We start from the raw sequence: 16,892 nt of genomic DNA, 5'->3' as shown, positions 1-16,892 counted from the left end.
TCGGCTATCTTACCCGTTTGTTCTTGGCTTGCGCCGCGTAAACCCGATGGATGAGTTCCGCGACTGCCTTATAGAATACAGACGGTATGACACTATCGACCGAGACTTGCGCAAACATGGAGCGCGCGAGCGGCGGGTCTTCGAAAACGGGGATCCCATTCTTTTCCGCGATCTCCCTGATTTTCAATGCAATTAGGTCTTGCCCCTTGGCGACGACGACAGGCGCGTCGTTTTCCTCACGCACATAGCGCAGGGCGACGGCAAAGTGAGTCGGGTTGGCGATTACGAGCGTCGCGCGATCGACATTGGCAATCATGCGGCGGCGGGCACGGTCACGCATGAGCGAGCGCTGGCGGCTCTTGACGAAGGGGTCACCCTGCGACTGCTTGTTCTCTTCCTTGACCTCGTGCCGCGTCATCTTCAGTTCGGTGAACCAGTGGTAGCGCGTCCAGAAGAAGTCGGCGATGGCGACGACGGCTGTGGCGATCAGGACGACGATGGTGATCTTTTGCATCGACGTCATCATCCGCGTGAAGATCGTTTGCGGATCGGAGAACATCGCATCGATCGCGCTGAAGTATTCGCTCTTCAGCGCAAAGAACATGACGACGCCGACGATCACAATCTTCGTCAGCGATTTGCCAAACTCGATGAGGCCAGGCAGGCTGAACAGCCGCGACCATCCCTTGACGATCGAAATGCGCGAAAACTGCGGCCGTATGCGCTCGAGCACCGGCGTTGGCAGGTTCTGCGAGATGGACGCGGCAACGCCAAACGCCATGAACAGGATGAAGGCGGGCGCGAGGAAGGCCGCCGAAACCCAGGCGAGGTGAACGAACAGGGAGAGCGCGTCCGGCCCGGTTTCGAGTTTCCATTGGTCGGGCTGCTCGAAAATGTCCTTCAGCGCCTCGCCGACCTTGCTGAGCCCACTCGGCAGGAAGAAGATGATATAGACGAAGGTGGCAAGCACGGTGGCAAACAGTGGCACCTCGCGCGAGAACGGCACGTTGCCTTTCTCGGCAGCGTCGCTTTTCTTCTTCGCTGTCGGGTCTTCTGTTTTGCTGTCCTTGTCGTCGTCGGCCAAGGCCGAAGCCCTCCATCAAAAAGAAACGGCCGCGCCAGGGCGCGGCCTTTCCTAGAAGGTATCTCCCTTTCGCCGCGGCGATCAACCGCAGCGGCCGGGAAGAGGTGCTTCGTACACAACAACAGCGGCTTAGGCCGCGGCCGAGCCTTCGCCTTCGGTCTCCTTGAGCTGGATTTGCCCGGAGTTTGCCAGGCGAATCGCTTCCTGGGCGATGGCGCGCCGGGCGATTGCGATTTCGCGCGGATTGATGCCAACGGTGCCGCTCTGCAGATCCGATTCGATCATGCGGCGCTGGCGCGGGCTGATCGATGCGAGGACGGCCTCGCGCATGTCGGCAGACGAGCCGCGCAACGCCATGGTCAGGATGTCGGACGAGATATCGTTCATGAGCATGACGCGGCTGCGCTGCGGCATGAGCATGAGGTCGTCGAAGAGGAAGATCTTCGGACGGACCTTGTTGACCGATTCGCGGCTGATCGATTCGAGCGAGGTGAGCAGGGTATCGACCTGCGGCTTGTCCATCTCGTTCATCAGTTCCGCAACCTTCGTCGAGCCGATCGAATTCTTCTCGGCGTCGATCTCTGCCAGCAGGCTTAGCACCTGCTTTTCGATGATCTGCGCGGCCTTGGGGCTGACGGCCTTGAGGTTGACGGTACGGTTCATGATGTCCGCGCGGCGGCCGTCCGGAATCTGCATCAGAACCTTGGCGCCGAATGAGGAGGGCATCATGGAGAGAATATAGGCGACAGTCTGCGGATGTTCGCGCAGGAGGAACTTGCCGATGAAGGCCGGGTCGCCTTCGCCGAGGCGATCCCAGATCGACGTCTCGTATGCCTGGAAGGTGGTGCGGCGGCCAAGCAGGCTGTCGACTTCGTCGGGCGTGAGACCCTCTTCAAGGATGCTCTCGATCGCCTTGGCATTATCCATGAGGCCTGCACCCTCGGTGAACAGGTCCTCGAATTCGGCGACAAGTCCGAGCAATTCATCCGGCGGGATCGCACGCAGCGTTTGCGCCGAGCCGATGATCGTCTGCAGCTCGGCCTGCGTGAAATATTTCAACAGCCTGCCGGCGACCCCTTTCCCCATGGCGAGGAGAACGGCCGCCGCCTTTTCAGCCTGGGTCAACGGTTTCTCGGCTAGCGCGCCGCCGAAATCGTCAAAGTCCATCATGGTCTAACCTCTCCGTCCCTGCACCGGGATCAGGCTTTCTTTGTACTCAGAACTTCTATCAGTTTGACGCCGAAACGCGTGTCGTCGTTTTCCAGAACGGTGATCTCGCCGCGAGCGATCTTGCGGCCGTTCACCATGATTTCGACCGGCTCACCGATCTTCTTGTCGAGCGCGATGGTTGCGCCCTCGTTAAGGTTCATCAGGCCGGCGACCTGCATGCGGCTGCTGCCGAGCATGATCTGAACGTCGATCGGGATATCCATGATCAGGTCGAGGTTCGACTGCATGGCGCTGCCGAGCGGGGCAGGTTCGGAAGCGATCGCACCAAACGAGCTGTCGCCGAAGTTGGCAGAGCCACCAAAATCGGATGTTGCGCCGAAATCGTCGCCACCAAATGCGGGCTCTGCCGCATCTCCGAAACCGCCGCCAAAGGTTGACAGGTCGGTGCTGCCGCTAAAGGCGTCGGCCTCTCCAGCAAAATCCGGCAGGCCGCCGTCCGCGTCGGTCTTCAGGACGCCGCGCAGGTCATCGATGGCCTGATCAAGCTCGGCCTCGTTGCCCGGGAGCTCCATTGAAAGGTCGCTGTTCTTGGGTGTTTTCTTCGTCGCCATGAAATCACTATTCCAGTTGAAACTTGCCTCAAGCTGCCGTGGCAGCCCGGTTGGAAAATGGGCTAATTCATCAAGTGGCGGATGAGCTCGTCATCCGAATTAATCGTATCCTTCACCCGGACGGTATAATGTTCGCCCGAACGTCCAAACTCGCAGATGTACAATTCCTTGCTGTTGGCGCTGACTTCGACGCGGACGTCGCCGCGGTCGTGGAAGGGGATGACATCGCCAGCCGCAAGTTTCGAAATGGTCCGCAGCGTCAGGTCCTGCAGACGGATCTTTGCGTCGAGCGTCACCGGCGAGCGGCGCACCTGCTCGCTGAGCTGATCACTCCATTCGGTCGATTTAGCCGACTGGCCCTTGGCCTTCGGAGCCGTCACCGTCGTCTTCAGCAGGGCAGCCTGGGGAACGATCAGCGAGAAATCCGAGGTGATGCCGGAGAGCGTGATCGACATGTTGATCGCGGCCGCGAACTCGTCGGGCTTGTCTTCGGCCGGCTTGATCCGTGTTTCGAACGCATGCGGAAACTCAAGCACTGGCTCGAAGCCGCCAGGCGCGTTCACTGCCGAACGAAGGACATTGGCGAACTTGTCGAAGACCATGACCGCAAGCTCGAGCTCGATCACGGAGAGCAGGCGATCCGCCGGCTGCTCGACGGCGTCTGCCGCCGCACCCAGCAAGTGTTCCATCAGGGTGATGATGAAGCTGTTGCCGCAGGCAAGCGTAATGTTTGGTGACCAGTTGCGGAGCGTCGCATCGACGAGCGTCGTATTGTCGCCGAGGTTGGCGACCAGCTCGTTCTTGTGCCCGCTGTCGCAACCGAGATAGGCCACTTCGACGTCGAGGTTCGTCTCGCTCTTGATGATGTCGGGCAGAAAGACGGCGTAGACTTCGCCGAATCCGCTGCAGATCTTCTCGACGGTGGCCTTGTCGCCCAGCCTGCCGGTGAGTTTGGCAAGAAGGGCTTCGCCCATGAGGGGTTTCTTGAGGGGAGCGTTCATGACCGTTTACGCCGCCTTGTTCTCGCCGCCGGGATTCATCATTTCCTGCTCGACCGCGTCGATCGAAGGACGCTCGTAGGCCGAAATTGTCTTGCGGCCGTATTCGAGCGCGACCTGCGGCACCGAGCCGTTCATGTAGGCAAGCAGGGTCTGCTTGACGATGACGTAGAGGCGATGCTGCTTGGTGCGGACGATCTTGATCTGGGAAATGATCGGCGAACACACGCAATAGGACAGGATGATGCCGAGGAAGGTGCCGACGAGCGCCGAGCCGATCAGGTGGCCGAGGACCTCAGGCGAATCGTTGATGTGCGCCATGGCCTTGATGACACCGAGAACGGCGGCGACGATACCGATCGCGGGGAAGGCGTCGCCCATGATCTGGATGGCGTGATAGGGCTTCATCTTGTCGTGAAGGATCGTGTTGATCTCTTCGTCCATCAGTGCTTCGATCTCATGCGAGCGGGCATTGCCGATGATGATCAAGCGGACGTAGTCGCAGATGAACGCCGTCAGTTCCTTGTTCTTGAGGATCGTCGGCGCGGACTGGAAGATCGAGGATTCGGCCGGGTTGTCGATATGGGCTTCGATCTCGTTGCGAGACTTCGTGCGAAGATCGCGCATCAGGGAGTAGAGGACACCAAGCGTATCGAGATAATTCCGTTCCTTCGGCACCGTGTGCTTGAAGGCTTCGACGAGCGCCTTGCCGGAATCCTTCACCACCTTCATCGGGTTGCCCATGACGAAGCTGCCCAGGCCGGCGCCGCCGATGATGACTAGCTCGAACGGCTGCCAGAGCGCCTCCACGTGGCCACCCATCGCCATGAAGCTGCCGACGATACAGCCGCAGGTAATCACAAATCCGATAATGATATTCATCGTCAGTCCAAACCTGATCGTTATTTTCAACTCAACGGATAGGGCTGCTGGCTTGCGTGAGGCTGATGATAGTCCCTGCAAATCAAGCTTTTGCATGCCAGCTTCGCGCAAGCATTTGCTGTCAGCTTGTCGGTGACGAATGGGCATCCGTGCCCGTTTCTGAGGTGCCGCCTCAGCGAAATTCGTGGTCGAACCGACTGCAAACACCCGGATTTCGTACCGTTCATCGCCAATGCAGGAGCCTATCGGGATGCAATCCGGTCTTTATGTTTCTTTGTCGTCGCAGATCGCACTCGAACGTCGCCTCACCACCATCGCCGACAACATGGCGAACGTGAACACGACGGGCTTCCGCGGGACGGAGGTGAAATTCGACGAGATGCTCGGCGAGACCGGCAACAAGATCAATGCGAAGATCGCCTATGTGTCCCAGGGCAACGACTATCTCTCCGGCGATACTGGCGAGTTCGAGCACACCGGAAACATGCTCGACTTCGCGATCAAGGGGGATGCCTGGTTCTCGGTCGACACGCCGGCCGGCAAAGTTCTGACCAAGGATGGCCGCTTCACGATGAAGGAAAACGGCGAGCTCGTTTCCGTTCGAGGTTACCCTGTTCTCGACGCCGGCGGTGCGCCGGTGACGCTCAACACGGCTGCTGGCGAACCGAAGGTCGGCTCTGACGGATTGATCTACCAGGACGGCAAGCAGGTCGGTTCGCTGGGTCTCTTCGAGGCCGATATCAGCAAGGGCTATCTGCGCTACGAGAATAGCGGCATCATGACGACCGAGCAGCCACGCGCCGTCACCGATCGTTTCAATGTCGGTGTCCGGCAGGGCTATCTCGAAAATTCCAACGTCAACGCGATGCGCGAAATTACGCAGTTGATCGAAGTCAATCGCGCCTTCGAGAGTATGACGTCGCTCTCGAAGGACAGCGAGACTTCGTTCAGCGAGGCGATCAAGACGCTCGGCGGCAGCCGCTGAACGGGGCCTGAAGCATGAGCAATACGCCGCTCACCGAATCCGACCTTTCGCCGAAGCTCACGCATCTCGCGGGGCTCGTGTCGCGCTATTCGAGCCCCGAATTCCTGGTCGCCCCCGGCGGTCACGTCCAGACGATCGCGGCCGGCCATTACACCGTGACCGGCCTGTCGCGCCATGTGCGGCTCGGAGAATTCGTCGCCCACAAATCGCCGACCGGCATCCACCTCGGCGAAGTGGTTCGCGTCGAGCCTGAACTGACCTATGTCTGCCCGATCGAGCCGGGCGAGCCGATCGGCATCCATGATACGGTCATCCGCAAGGGTGCATTCCGCATCTCTCCGGCGGACAGCTGGTGCGGGCGCACCATCAACGCGCTGTGCGAGCCGATCGATGGCCTCGGTCCCATTGTCGAGGGGCTCGGCCGCCGCTCCATTTCGAACACGGCGCCGCCGTCCATGACGCGGAAGCGCGTGGAGACAGGCTTCAAGACGGGCGTTCGCGCTATCGACATTTTCTCGCCGCTTTGCCTCGGCCAGCGCCTCGGCATTTTCGCAGGCTCGGGCGTCGGTAAGTCGACGCTGCTGTCCATGCTGGCCCGTGCGGATGCTTTCGACAAGGTCGTCATCGCGCTTGTGGGTGAACGTGGCCGCGAAGTGCGCGAATTCATCGAGGACACGCTTGGCGACAACATGAAGAAGGCGATCGCCGTCGTCGCGACGAGTGACGAGAGCCCGATGCTGCGCAAGATGGCGCCGCTGACAGCGGTCACCATCGCCGAGCATTTCCGCGATCAGGGCGACAACGTGCTCTTGATCGTCGACAGCGTTACCCGATTTGCCCACGCGATCCGCGAGGTCGCGACCGCGTCGGGTGAACCGCCGATCGCCCGTGGCTATCCCGCCTCGGTCTTCACCGAGCTGCCGCGCCTGCTGGAGCGTGCCGGACCCGGACCGGAGGGGACCGGAACGATCACCGCGATCATTTCCATCCTCGTCGATGGTGACAACCACAACGACCCGATCGCCGACTCGACGCGCGGCATTCTGGACGGCCACATCGTCCTGCAGCGTAGTCTGGCGGAGGAAGGGCGTTACCCACCGATCGATCCGCTGGCCTCGATCTCGCGTTTGGCGCGCAAGGCCTGGACCCCGGATCAGGAGAAGCTGGTGTCTCGCCTGAAGACGCTCATCCACCGCTTCGAGGAAACACGCGACCTGCGCCTGATCGGCGGCTATCGCCCGGGCGCCGATCCTGATCTCGATATGGCGGTCAAGCAGGTACCGATTATTTACGATGTTTTGAAACAGTCGCCCGGCGATAGCGATTCGAGGGATGCCTTTGCCGATCTGGCCGGCGCCCTGAAAGCCGCGGCCGGCATCGGCGGCCAGCCGAGTATCCGCAGGTAGAGAGGCGCGACGTGACAGATTTCGATGACGATGAGAAGATCGCCCCGCTGAAGCCTCTGCGGCGCAAAACCGTCTTTCTCGACCGCGCCCTGACAATTACCGGCCTTACCCTGGCGGCGGCGTCCGCCTTCTTTCCGTGGTACGTCTTCTTTAACGAGGACAAGTTCGGCATCAATGTCGCGCAGGGCGACCGGACACGCGACCTTCCCGACTGGCCGGCACGAAACGTCTTCAGCGTTTCGCCCCTCGCGATGGCCAACAAGAACCGATACGACAAGAAGCCCGAGATCCCCGTCGATCCGCTGACGACCGCGACGGTCTCCAACATTGGCAAGGAAGACGATAAGGGTCCGCCGGCCGAGGATCAGCCGTTCCCCGGTAAATCCGGCTTTCGCCTCCTTCACGTGGCAAACGGCCGTGCCTTGATCGAAGATACCTCAGGCATGTACGTCGTTCGGGTGGGATCCATTCTGCCGGACGAAAGCCGGTTGGCGACGCTGGAGGAACGTGATGGCAAATGGGTCATCATCACCTCCAAGGGCGATGTCTATCAGCATAATTGAGCGTGCACCGCTCTCAAGCGCATCAGTCGAAGGCTCCACCGGATACGGTCGGAGCCTTCGTCCCGTTATGGGAGTGCGCGCCAGGCAGCCACGGAATGTCGGACCGCATTCTCCGTAAGTCTGACGCAAGATTACCGTCCTAGGTTCGCCCCAGTAAAAACGGAGAGTTCCCATGCAACCGATTCAACTTTTCGACTTGGCGTCGCGGCAGGCCGAATGGCTGACGATCCGTCAGGAGGTTGTGGCCGGCAACATCGCGAACGCGAATACGCCGAAATATCGCGCCAAAGACATCACGCCTTTCCAGGCCACCCTCGACCGGTCGGACATTACTATGGCGCGCACGAATGCTGCGCACCTGACCGGCAACGATCTCGGCACGAAAAGCGACATCGACGTCAAGGACGCGGCCCTTGACCAGGAGATCGGCGTGCAGGAGTCCGGCAACACGGTCGGTCTCGCCGAGGAACTCACGAAGTCCGGTGAAATCAAGCGTCAGTACGATCTGAACACGTCGCTCGTAAGCTCGTTCAATCGACTGATGCTGATGACAGTGAAGAGCTAAGATCATGGATCCTTTGTCAGCAGCACTCAAAATCGCGGGATCCGGGCTTGAAGCGCAATCGACGCGCCTTCGCATCGTGTCCGAAAACATCGCCAACGCACGCTCGACCGGCGACACGCCCGGTGCCGATCCCTATCGTCGCAAGACCATCACCTTCGGCGAAGCGGTCGATCGCGCCAATGGCGTCACGACCGTCAACGTCAAGAAGTTCGGCGTCGACGAATCGAAGTTCATCACTGAATTCGACCCCTCCAATCCGGCTGCGGACGAGAAGGGCATCGTCAAGCTCCCGAACGTCAACATGCTGGTCGAGATGGCCGACATGCGCGAAGCAAACCGTTCGTATGACGCCAACCTGCAGACCATCAAGCAATCCCGCGACCTGATTTCGTCGACAATCGACCTTCTGAAGAGCCAATAATCATGATCAACAACGTCAATAGCGTCAGCTCCCTGTCGATGACCCGCGGCCTTGCCGCCATCGAGAAGGACCGCTCCACAGCTTCATCGGCGGCAGAAAGTGCTGCAAACGACGGCGGCTTTGGCGCGGTTCTCACCAATGTTGCGACGGGCGCCGTCAATACCCTCAAGAATGCAGAAAGCATGTCCTTTGCCGGCATCAAGGGCACCGCGACGACGCGTGAAGTCGTCGATGCCGTCATGCAGGCACAGCAGACCCTTCAGACTGCGATCGCCATTCGCGACAAGGTCGTTTCGGCCTTTCTCGACGTTACCCGCATGCAGATGTAATTGATTTGAGGACGAAGCCATGAGAGCGCTTGCCATTGCTGCGACGGGTATGGATGCCCAGCAGACCAATCTTGAAGTCATCGCCAACAACATCGCGAACATCAACACGACCGGCTTCAAGCGCGCTCGCGCTGAATTCACGGACCTGTTGTATCAGACCGAGCGCGCCAAGGGCGTTTCGAACCGCGCGAACCAGGCGATCGTACCTGAAGGTGCGAACATCGGTCTCGGCGTCCAGACGGCCGCCGTCCGCAACCTGCACATCCAGGGCGAGCTTTCGCAGACCGGCAACGACCTAGACGTAGCGCTTATTGGTCGCGGCTTCTTCCAGATCCAGGCGCCCGATGGCACGACGCTCTACACGCGCGCTGGCGCGTTCAATAAAAACGAGACTGGCCAGATCGTCACCACCGACGGTTACCTGGTAGCGCCTAATATCACGATCCCGCAGGGTTCGACGCAAGTGACCATCAGCCGCTCGGGCGAAGTTTCGGCGAAGCTGCCGGGCGACACCGATCCGACCGTGCTCGGCCAGCTGCAGATCGCCGACTTCGTCAACGAGGCCGGCCTTCAGCCTCTCGGCGACAACCTCTTTCAGCAGACACCTGCGTCGGGCGATCCCGTGGTCGGCACGCCCGACGAAGAAGGCTTCGGCTACATGAAGCAGGGCTACCTCGAATCGTCGAACGTCGACCCGGTGAAGGAAATCACCGAACTGATATCGGCGCAGCGCGCCTATGAAATGAACTCCAAGGTCATCACCACCGCCGACGAAATGGCCTCCATCGTCAGCAAGAACCTGAAGTAATCGGGAAGGGCCGAAACATGATGTTTTGCCGGGTCAAAGGTATCCTCGGATGGGCGGCAGCCGCCGCCGTTGCGATCACCGCATTTGCCATGCCGCAGGCAGCAGCCGCTGCCGGCATGGGATATGCCGTCGTTCCGACGACGACCATCTACCCCGGCGAAACCGTTTCCGGCGCCCAGCTCCAGGAAGTGGAAGTGACCAACCCCAACCTCAAGGGCGACTATGCAAAGTCGATCCGCCAGGTCGAAGGGATGATTTCGAAGCGCACGCTCCTGCCGGGGCGCACGATCTCCGTCTCGGCGCTGCGAGAGCCCTATACCGTGACGCGCGGCTCCTCGACCCGTCTTATCTTCACGCTCGGCGCGATGACGATCTCGGCGGCCGGCTCGCCGCTCGAGGATGGTATGACGGGGCAGCTCATCCGCGTTCGCAACATGGATTCCGGCGTGATTGTCAGCGGCACCGTGCTCGCAGACGGCACCATACACGTGGCCGCAAAATGAAGATGTTTTTTCGCCTGTTCGTAGCCCTCGCGTTTCTGTCTCCGAATGTCCTGGCCGTCACGCCCGCTGCGGCGATGAACTCGCGCATCAAGGACATTGCCTCCCTGCAGGCCGGACGCGACAACCAGCTGATCGGCTACGGTCTGGTCGTCGGTCTTCAGGGCACCGGCGACGGTTTCCGCGCTTCCCCGTTTACCGAGCAGTCGATGCGCGCCATGCTGCAGAACCTCGGCATCTCCACGCAGGGCACCCAGTCCAACGCGAAGAACACCGCAGCTGTCATGGTGACAGCAAATCTGCCACCCTATGCCAGTCCCGGCAGTCGCATCGACGTGAACGTCAGTTCGCTTGGCGACGCGACTTCGCTGCGCGGCGGCACACTGATCATGACGTCGCTGTCGGGCGCCGACGGCCAGATTTACGCTGTCGCGCAGGGCTCGGTCGTGGTCTCGGGTTTCACCGCCCAGGGCCAGGCCGCGACGGTAACCGAGGGTGTGACGACCGCTGGACGGGTGCCGGGCGGCGCCATCATCGAACGTGAACTGCCCTCGCGCTTCAAGGATTCCGTCAATCTCGTCCTGCAACTGCGCAACCCGGACTTCTCGACAGCAATCCGCATTGCCGATGTCGTCAATGGCTATGCTTCCACTCGCTTCGGCGGCCCGGTAGCGGAAGCCAAGGACGCGCAGGAGGTCATCGTCCAGAAGCCGAGAACGGCGGATCTGACGCGCCTGATGGCCGATCTGGAGAATCTTATCGTCGAGACCGACACGCCGGCCAAGGTCGTGGTGAACGAGCGAACGGGAACGATCGTCATCGGCGCGGACGTGCGCGTGTCGCCGGTTGCCGTCAGCTATGGTACTCTCACTGTCCAGGTAACCGAGACACCGCAGATCATTCAGCCAGAGCCGTTCTCGCGCGGTGTGACCGCCGTGCAGCCGCAGACCGACATCGCTGCGCAGAAGACGGGCGGCAAGGTGGCTCTGCTGGATGGGCCTGATCTCAGGACGCTCGTGGCGGGTCTCAACAATATCGGCGTCAAGCCGGATGGCATCATTGCCATCCTCCAGGGCATCAAATCAGCCGGCGCGCTGCAAGCGGAGCTCGTCCTGCAATGATGAAGAATATGGCCTTGTCAGACTTGCTTCAGCGGCTTGCACTGCCTGCGATAGCCGTCGTGGCGTTGTCCATTCCCGGCGCCTTCGCACAGGAACAGCCGTCGCCGAGGGGTGAAATGACATCGCAGGAGGAGATCAAGCAGTTCTGCACGAACATTGCCGATCCCGCGCGCGACCAGCGCTATCTGCTGCAGAAGCAGGAACTCGAGAAGCTTCGCGCCGACGTCGATTCCCGCATTGCGGAAATGAGCAAGCGCAAAGAGGAATATCAGGACTGGCTGAAGCGCCGTGATGATTTCCTCAAGCAGGCCGAAGCGGGCCTCACCGATATCTATAAGAAAATGAAGCCGGACGCAGCCGCATCACAGCTGCAAGAGGTGAAGATCGAAGTGGCGGCCGCCGTCATCATGCGGCTGAACGCGACCCAGTCGAGCTTGATCCTCAATGAGATGGATCCGCAGAAGGCCGCGGTCATCGCCAATATCATCGCCAGCGCGTCCGATCCCAATACGTCGAAGGACCCCTCATGAACATGCGTTTCCCGGTCGCGATCGCCGCCGTCGCCCTTCTTGCAGGCTGCGCATCGCCGCAGGCTGTCAATGAGATCGGTCGCGCCCCAGCCATGAGCCCGATCGGCAGCGGCCTTGCTTATGGCCAGACGCCGCAGATGGCGCTTTATCCGAAGCAGCCGCGCCAGGTCGCGCAGGGCTATTCTCTCTGGAGCGACTCGCAGGCCGCCCTCTTCAAGGATGCGCGCGCGCTGAATGTCGGCGACATCCTGACCGTCGATATCCAGATCAACGACAAGGCGAAATTCGAGAACGACACCAGCCGCAGCCGGACCAACTCGAGCGGTCTGAACTGGGATGTGAACGCCAACGTCATGGGTTGGAATCCTCAGTCGAAGACCGATGTGACCTACGGTTCGGATACCAGTACCGACGGCAAGGGCAAGATCGACCGGTCCGAAACGCTGAAGCTCATGGTCGCCGCCGTCGTCACCGGTATCCTCGAGAACGGCAACCTCGTGATCAGCGGTTCTCAGGAGGTTCGCGTCAACCAGGAGATCCGCATTCTCAACGTTGCCGGTATCGTGCGCCCGCAGGACGTGAACTCCGACAACCAGATTTCCTACGAGAAGATTGCTGAAGCGCGCATCTCCTACGGCGGTCGTGGCCGCCTGATGGAAGTACAGCAGCCGCCGCGCGGCCAGCAGGCCGTCGATCTCTTCTCGCCGCTCTGAGGCACACATCATGGCAGAGACAGAAACCGCTGGAGGCCAGTCGAAAAAGGCCACAATAATGACGATCGTCGGGCTTGCTGTCCTGACGCTGCTCGGCGCCGGCGGCGGCTGGGTGGTCGGTGACATGGTCGCCCCCAGCATCAAAGGCGTCGAGCAGGCGGAACAGGCCAAGGCAGCCAAGGACGAGGCCGCGCAGAAGAAGGAAGGCGAGGCGGGCCTGCCTCGCATTTCGACGGAAGCCAACAACATCGTTCAACTCGAGCCCATCACCACGAACCTTGCCTATCCCTCGGAAAGCCTAGTTCGCCTGGAAGTCGCGCTGCTCTTTAACGGCCCGCCGGACGTCAAGGTCGCCGAGGATGTCCATCAGGACATCCTCGCCTATGTCCGTACGGTTTCGCTGCAGCAGATCGAGGGACCGCGAGGCTTCGAATATCTTAAGGATGACATCCAGGAGCGTGTTGACCTTCGCGCGCAAGGGCGCGTATCGAAGGTCATGTTCAGGACCTTCGTCGTCGAATGATTCGATTCATATTGTTATTCGCTGCCATGATGGCGGCACCGGAGCTGGCCCATGCGCAGCAGCTCCCATCAAACCTTTTGAACTTGCCGGTCGACGGTTCGGTTGCGGCATGGATCATCAGAACATTCGGCCTGTTGACCGTTCTTTCGGTCGCTCCGGGCATCCTGATCATGGTGACGAGCTTCCCGCGCTTCATCATTGCATTCTCGATCCTGCGATCGGGAATGGGCCTGTCTTCCACGCCCTCCAACATGATCCTCCTGTCGCTCGCGTTGTTCATGACTTTCTACGTCATGCAGCCCACGTTCGATCAGGCATGGCAGACCGGCGTCCAGCCGCTCCTGTCGAACCAGCTCGACGAGCAGCAGGCGGTGGCGCGTATCGCCGAGCCCTTCCGGGGATTCATGGCGAACAACACCCGCGACAAGGATCTGGCGCTTTTCGTGGATCTGGCGCGCGAGCGTGGCCAGACTGTCGAGACCGGCGAGAAGATCGACTACCGCGTCCTCATTCCGGCTTTCATGATTTCGGAAATCCGCCGCGGCTTCGAGATAGGCTTTCTCGTCGTCCTTCCTTTCCTGGTCATCGATCTGATCGTCGCCACCATCACCATGGCAATGGGCATGATGATGCTGCCGCCGACCTCGATCTCGCTGCCATTCAAGATTCTCTTCTTCGTGCTCATCGACGGCTGGAACCTGTTGGTCGGAAGTCTGGTCCGCTCGTTCCACTGACGAGGTTTCGAGGCTTCACACTCCACACAACAAAAAGCCCGCTGGCGTTCACCGGCGGGCTTTTTGTTGTGTGGGGCTTCCATCTAGTCGAAGCTGAAGAATGGCTCCGTGCGCGGCGGCAGGGCCGGAACGTCGATGTGGTCAGGGTCCAGTCCCATCTTGGCGCGCTCCACCATGACCTCGTAGGACTTCTCGAGGTGGAGCGTGAAGCGTTCCGCATCGAACAGCGGCATGATGCAGGCGTTCTGGCGAATGCGCTGCTTGTAGTCGGCAATGCGCTCCGGGCTGCTCGCGAGCTCGACGGCCATGTCCTCGTAGGCCTTGATGTCCGCGGCGACGAGTTCCGGCAAGCCGATTGCGTTGAGCAGACTCTGGGTGACGCGGGAAGCGAAATTGGTGCCCTTGACCGTCAGGACTGGCAGGCCACCCCAGAGCTGTTCGGAAGTGGTTGTGTGGCCGTTGACCGGGAAGGTGTCGATACCGAGGTCCGCCATCTGCTGGCGATCGATGTGCTCTTCGTAGGATACGCGGGGGCAGAAGATCACTCGCTTCGAATCGATCCCCCTCCTGTTCATATAGTTCCGCAAGTTGGCCTCGGTACGCGGTGACGAAAGCATAAGCCAAAGTACGCTGTTCGGCGTGCGCTTGAGAATGTTGCACCAGACGTCGAGTATGTCCGCGTTGATCTTGCGGTTTGCGTTGAACGAGGCAAAGACGAATGCATCCTCCGGCAAACCGACCTCAGCGCGTGTTGTTGGCCTCGGCTTCGGACGGTTGGCGGGATCATTGGGCTGATAGCTGTCCGGCATGCGCACCAACTTCTCGTAATAGTGCGCTTCACTGCCCTCGGGCAGCACGAAGCGATCGCCGATCGAGTAGTCAAGATCGATGTCCGTTACCGTGCCCGGGAAGCCAAGCCATGTCGCCTGTATTGGCGCCCCGCCATAGTTTAGTATTCTGGACCGTCCGCCGAGTGTGTGCCCCTTGAGATCAATCAGGATGTCGATCTGCCGCTCACGAATGGCTTGTGCGGCTTCTTCATCGGTCATGTCCCGGACGATGCATACTTCGCCCCACTGTGAGCGATCGACAGTGCTGGCCTCATGTTCCAGGTGTTTCTCCGCGGTATGGCAGAAGAGCGTCACCTCGAACTTGTCTCGGTCATGCAGCTCGAGGACGCGGCGCAGCAACTTCATGGTCGCATGCCCAACCCAAAAGTCCGAGGAGAGATAACCGATCCGAATTTTGTCTCCCCATGAATGGGGAACGGCTTTGCGCCGCGCGGCTGCCTCCTTCAGGGGAAGCGAAGGAGTGTGGGAGGCGCGCGCATTGAGCGCCTCGTTGCCACACCAATGGAGGTTGTAGAAAGGGTTGTCGCGTTCCAGGAAGCCCAGGTCGCCCTTTTCGAGCATTCGCTGCACGGACTGAAACTCCCTTGCGACCAAATCGAAATCGCACACCTCGCGCGCGAAAACGAGCAGGAGCAGCCGGAGCGATATGATCTCCGGAAACTTCTTGAAGAGATTGCGGATAAGCGTCTCGTTGGTCGCATCCAGAATGTCGTCGCCGACCATTCGCACGGCGAGGCGCGCATGGTCCGGGTTGCTGCTCTTGGAAATGACGTCGCGGTAGGGACTGACGAGATCTTTTCGGCCCTGCTTCAGATGAATGTTAACAAGCACGCTGGCAAGGTCGACGTCGGACCTAGCGAGAGACATGAGACGAAGTGCGTAAAGCAGGGCCTGCTCCTCGTCGCCGCAAGCAAAATACAGAAGCGCGGCTTCGCGCGTGTAAAGCGACTCCTTGTTGCTGTCGAGTTCGCCCGCCAACGCATAGGCACTTGCCGCCTCCGATTTGAAGCCGAGTTTCAGCAGGTTCTTGGCAAGCAGGACGTACGTTTTTACATCCTTCTGCGTGTTGATGATTTGGTTCAGCGCTTCAAGCGACTTGAGATACTGTCCCTTTTGGTAGTCTTTCGAAGCCGCTGCAAACGAAATATTGGTAGTCAAGAGCCCACCCCATTCGGAATTTTGTCGACGAGCGCCAAGGCCACACGCGCGCAGGCCATATTGCGCCTAGTTTTGCTCTATCTATTCACACCAAGCTTGCTTGAAGCCGACGTGTTCCGCTGGGTCGGGCGCCTATGGGTGTTTGGACACCGTTAACCACATCGTGGACCTGACGCCGTTTCATCAGCCGTTTTAATGAGTTGGCAATGAATGGCTGCAAAATTGTTCCCGACATGACGGGTTTGGTTGCTCAAGAGAAACGGCACCGAGTGGCATGAAGCTGGTCCGTCATCGCCGGTATAGAAGTCCGGTATGTCCTCCTTTTGTATTTTGTTTTTGGGGACAGACTTATGACAAGCATTAACACCAACAACTCCGCCATGGCGGCACTCCAGACGCTGCGCAACGTCAACAAGGGCTTGAATAACACGCAGAACGCCGTTTCGTCTGGCCTGCGCGTCGGCAAGGCTGCCGACAACGCTGCCTACTGGTCGATCGCCACGACGATGAAGTCGGACAACAAGGCCCTTTCGGCTGTTTCCGACGCCCTCGGCATGGGCGCCGCCAAGCTCGACACNGCNTANACGGCTGTCGACAGCGCCATCGANNTCGTCGGCGAGATCAAGGCAAAGCTCGTTGCAGCCAGCGAAGCTGGNGTCGACAAGACCAAGCTTCAGGACGAAATCACCCAGNTGCAGGCACAGCTCTACAGCGTTGCCCAATCCGCTTCGTTCAACGGCGAAAACTGGGTCAACAACNCCGGCGGTACCGTCANCGTCGTTTCCTCCTTCGTCCGCGGCACCGGCGGCACGGTCTCGATCAAGACCACCGACTATGTGCTCGGCACGACCAACACCCTGTTCAACGGCACGACCACCGGCGGCATTCTTGGTGGGACCGGCGCAAGCTCCGGCCAGTCGGTCTACGGCTTCACGATCGG

At 60.0% G+C, this 16,892-nt stretch carries 20 protein-coding genes; 14 read left to right on the top strand and 6 right to left on the bottom strand.

Annotation, left to right across the window (positions count from 1 at the left end; translation table 11 throughout):
- Positions 1–4: 4 nt before the first annotated feature.
- From flhB to motA, 5 genes are all read right to left on the bottom strand, one after another.
- Positions 5–1,084, bottom strand: a complete 1,080-nt coding sequence (flhB, locus tag RHIBUN_RS0116005; protein WP_025660312.1) for a flagellar biosynthesis protein FlhB — start codon at positions 1,082–1,084, stop codon at positions 5–7.
- 129 nt (positions 1,085–1,213) lie between these two features.
- Entirely contained in the window at positions 1,214–2,254 is a 1,041-nt protein-coding gene (gene fliG / locus RHIBUN_RS0116000) for a flagellar motor switch protein FliG (protein ID WP_018859697.1), read from the bottom strand.
- A gap of 29 nt (positions 2,255–2,283) precedes the next feature.
- The gene (gene fliN / locus RHIBUN_RS0115995; protein WP_018859696.1) at positions 2,284–2,865 is read right to left on the bottom strand and encodes a flagellar motor switch protein FliN; all 582 of its coding nucleotides are present in this window, start codon (positions 2,863–2,865) and stop codon (positions 2,284–2,286) included.
- Between the two features lie 62 nt (positions 2,866–2,927).
- Positions 2,928–3,866: a FliM/FliN family flagellar motor switch protein gene (locus RHIBUN_RS0115990; protein ID WP_025660311.1), complete on the bottom strand. Its 939-nt coding sequence runs from the start codon at positions 3,864–3,866 to the stop codon at positions 2,928–2,930.
- Positions 3,867–3,872: 6 nt separating this feature from the next.
- A complete protein-coding gene (gene motA / locus RHIBUN_RS0115985; RefSeq protein ID WP_025660310.1) occupies positions 3,873–4,745 on the bottom strand; it encodes a flagellar motor stator protein MotA in 873 nt (290 codons plus the stop codon).
- Between the two features lie 250 nt (positions 4,746–4,995).
- Here motA and flgF point away from each other — a divergent pair, with 250 nt between their 5' ends.
- From flgF to fliP, 13 genes are all read left to right on the top strand, one after another.
- Complete coding sequence (gene flgF / locus RHIBUN_RS0115980) at positions 4,996–5,730, top strand: flagellar basal-body rod protein FlgF (protein WP_018859693.1); 735 nt, start codon at positions 4,996–4,998, stop codon at positions 5,728–5,730.
- Positions 5,731–5,744: 14 nt separating this feature from the next.
- A complete protein-coding gene (fliI, locus tag RHIBUN_RS0115975; protein WP_025660309.1) occupies positions 5,745–7,136 on the top strand; it encodes a flagellar protein export ATPase FliI in 1,392 nt (463 codons plus the stop codon).
- Positions 7,137–7,147: 11 nt separating this feature from the next.
- The gene (locus RHIBUN_RS0115970; protein ID WP_025660308.1) at positions 7,148–7,699 is read left to right on the top strand and encodes a hypothetical protein; all 552 of its coding nucleotides are present in this window, start codon (positions 7,148–7,150) and stop codon (positions 7,697–7,699) included.
- Positions 7,700–7,871: 172 nt separating this feature from the next.
- Positions 7,872–8,264, top strand: coding sequence for a flagellar basal body rod protein FlgB (gene flgB, locus RHIBUN_RS0115965; RefSeq protein WP_018859690.1), 393 nt, complete (start codon positions 7,872–7,874; stop codon positions 8,262–8,264).
- 4 nt (positions 8,265–8,268) lie between these two features.
- A complete protein-coding gene (gene flgC, locus RHIBUN_RS0115960; protein ID WP_018116161.1) occupies positions 8,269–8,685 on the top strand; it encodes a flagellar basal body rod protein FlgC in 417 nt (138 codons plus the stop codon).
- Between the two features lie 2 nt (positions 8,686–8,687).
- Positions 8,688–9,014: a flagellar hook-basal body complex protein FliE gene (locus RHIBUN_RS0115955; protein WP_018859689.1), complete on the top strand. Its 327-nt coding sequence runs from the start codon at positions 8,688–8,690 to the stop codon at positions 9,012–9,014.
- 19 nt (positions 9,015–9,033) lie between these two features.
- Positions 9,034–9,822 (top strand): flagellar basal-body rod protein FlgG, encoded by a 789-nt coding sequence (gene flgG / locus RHIBUN_RS0115950; RefSeq protein ID WP_018859688.1) that lies wholly within the window; start codon positions 9,034–9,036, stop codon positions 9,820–9,822.
- A 17-nt stretch (positions 9,823–9,839) separates the two neighbouring features.
- On the top strand, positions 9,840–10,325 hold the full coding sequence (gene flgA, locus RHIBUN_RS0115945; RefSeq protein WP_025660307.1) for a flagellar basal body P-ring formation chaperone FlgA: 486 nt from the start codon (positions 9,840–9,842) through the stop codon (positions 10,323–10,325).
- Positions 10,322–11,443 carry a flagellar basal body P-ring protein FlgI gene (locus RHIBUN_RS0115940; RefSeq protein WP_018859686.1) on the top strand — a complete coding sequence of 374 codons (1,122 nt, stop codon included), beginning with the start codon at positions 10,322–10,324 and terminating at the stop codon, positions 11,441–11,443. The genes flgA and RHIBUN_RS0115940 overlap by 4 nt, the downstream gene beginning before the upstream one ends.
- Positions 11,440–11,973 (top strand): MotE family protein, encoded by a 534-nt coding sequence (locus RHIBUN_RS0115935; protein WP_025660306.1) that lies wholly within the window; start codon positions 11,440–11,442, stop codon positions 11,971–11,973. The genes RHIBUN_RS0115940 and RHIBUN_RS0115935 overlap by 4 nt, the downstream gene beginning before the upstream one ends.
- On the top strand, positions 11,970–12,686 hold the full coding sequence (gene flgH / locus RHIBUN_RS0115930; protein WP_025660305.1) for a flagellar basal body L-ring protein FlgH: 717 nt from the start codon (positions 11,970–11,972) through the stop codon (positions 12,684–12,686). Before RHIBUN_RS0115935 ends, flgH begins: the two co-directional genes overlap by 4 nt.
- 10 nt (positions 12,687–12,696) lie before the next feature.
- Positions 12,697–13,209, top strand: coding sequence for a flagellar basal body-associated FliL family protein (locus RHIBUN_RS0115925; protein ID WP_025660304.1), 513 nt, complete (start codon positions 12,697–12,699; stop codon positions 13,207–13,209).
- Positions 13,206–13,943: a flagellar type III secretion system pore protein FliP gene (fliP, locus tag RHIBUN_RS0115920; RefSeq protein WP_018859682.1), complete on the top strand. Its 738-nt coding sequence runs from the start codon at positions 13,206–13,208 to the stop codon at positions 13,941–13,943. The genes RHIBUN_RS0115925 and fliP overlap by 4 nt, the downstream gene beginning before the upstream one ends.
- An 83-nt stretch (positions 13,944–14,026) precedes the next feature.
- On the opposite strand, the gene RHIBUN_RS0115915 is transcribed toward fliP, so the two are convergent.
- On the bottom strand, positions 14,027–15,952 hold the full coding sequence (locus RHIBUN_RS0115915; protein WP_025660303.1) for a glycosyltransferase family 41 protein: 1,926 nt from the start codon (positions 15,950–15,952) through the stop codon (positions 14,027–14,029).
- Between the two features lie 350 nt (positions 15,953–16,302).
- Here RHIBUN_RS0115915 and RHIBUN_RS0115905 point away from each other — a divergent pair.
- A partial coding sequence (locus RHIBUN_RS0115905) for a flagellin (protein ID WP_025660302.1) occupies positions 16,303–16,892 on the top strand: 590 nt, incomplete at its 3' end.

Source organism: Rhizobium sp. IBUN, from assembly GCF_000510625.1.
Taxonomy (GTDB): domain Bacteria; phylum Pseudomonadota; class Alphaproteobacteria; order Rhizobiales; family Rhizobiaceae; genus Rhizobium; species Rhizobium altiplani.
The sequence above is the reverse complement of the archived record's forward strand: the minus strand, read 5'-3'. Positions and strand labels throughout refer to the sequence as shown.

Bases quoted from the DNA above. Each gene is read 5' to 3' on its own strand.
- fliN (WP_018859696.1), bottom strand. From the start codon at position 2,865: ATGGCGACGAAGAAAACACCCAAGAACAGCGACCTTTCAATGGAGCTC.
- flgC (WP_018116161.1), top strand. From the start codon at position 8,269: ATGGATCCTTTGTCAGCAGCACTCAAAATCGCGGGATCCGGGCTTGAA.
- fliG (WP_018859697.1), bottom strand. From the start codon at position 2,254: ATGATGGACTTTGACGATTTCGGCGGCGCGCTAGCCGAGAAACCGTTG.
- RHIBUN_RS0115935 (WP_025660306.1), top strand. From the start codon at position 11,440: ATGATGAAGAATATGGCCTTGTCAGACTTGCTTCAGCGGCTTGCACTG.
- fliI (WP_025660309.1), top strand. From the start codon at position 5,745: ATGAGCAATACGCCGCTCACCGAATCCGACCTTTCGCCGAAGCTCACG.
- RHIBUN_RS0115990 (WP_025660311.1), bottom strand. From the start codon at position 3,866: ATGAACGCTCCCCTCAAGAAACCCCTCATGGGCGAAGCCCTTCTTGCC.
- motA (WP_025660310.1), bottom strand. From the start codon at position 4,745: ATGAATATCATTATCGGATTTGTGATTACCTGCGGCTGTATCGTCGGC.
- RHIBUN_RS0115940 (WP_018859686.1), top strand. From the start codon at position 10,322: ATGAAGATGTTTTTTCGCCTGTTCGTAGCCCTCGCGTTTCTGTCTCCG.
- flgB (WP_018859690.1), top strand. From the start codon at position 7,872: ATGCAACCGATTCAACTTTTCGACTTGGCGTCGCGGCAGGCCGAATGG.
- flgG (WP_018859688.1), top strand. From the start codon at position 9,034: ATGAGAGCGCTTGCCATTGCTGCGACGGGTATGGATGCCCAGCAGACC.
- flgA (WP_025660307.1), top strand. From the start codon at position 9,840: ATGATGTTTTGCCGGGTCAAAGGTATCCTCGGATGGGCGGCAGCCGCC.
- RHIBUN_RS0115955 (WP_018859689.1), top strand. From the start codon at position 8,688: ATGATCAACAACGTCAATAGCGTCAGCTCCCTGTCGATGACCCGCGGC.
- flgH (WP_025660305.1), top strand. From the start codon at position 11,970: ATGAACATGCGTTTCCCGGTCGCGATCGCCGCCGTCGCCCTTCTTGCA.
- fliP (WP_018859682.1), top strand. From the start codon at position 13,206: ATGATTCGATTCATATTGTTATTCGCTGCCATGATGGCGGCACCGGAG.
- flgF (WP_018859693.1), top strand. From the start codon at position 4,996: ATGCAATCCGGTCTTTATGTTTCTTTGTCGTCGCAGATCGCACTCGAA.
- RHIBUN_RS0115925 (WP_025660304.1), top strand. From the start codon at position 12,697: ATGGCAGAGACAGAAACCGCTGGAGGCCAGTCGAAAAAGGCCACAATA.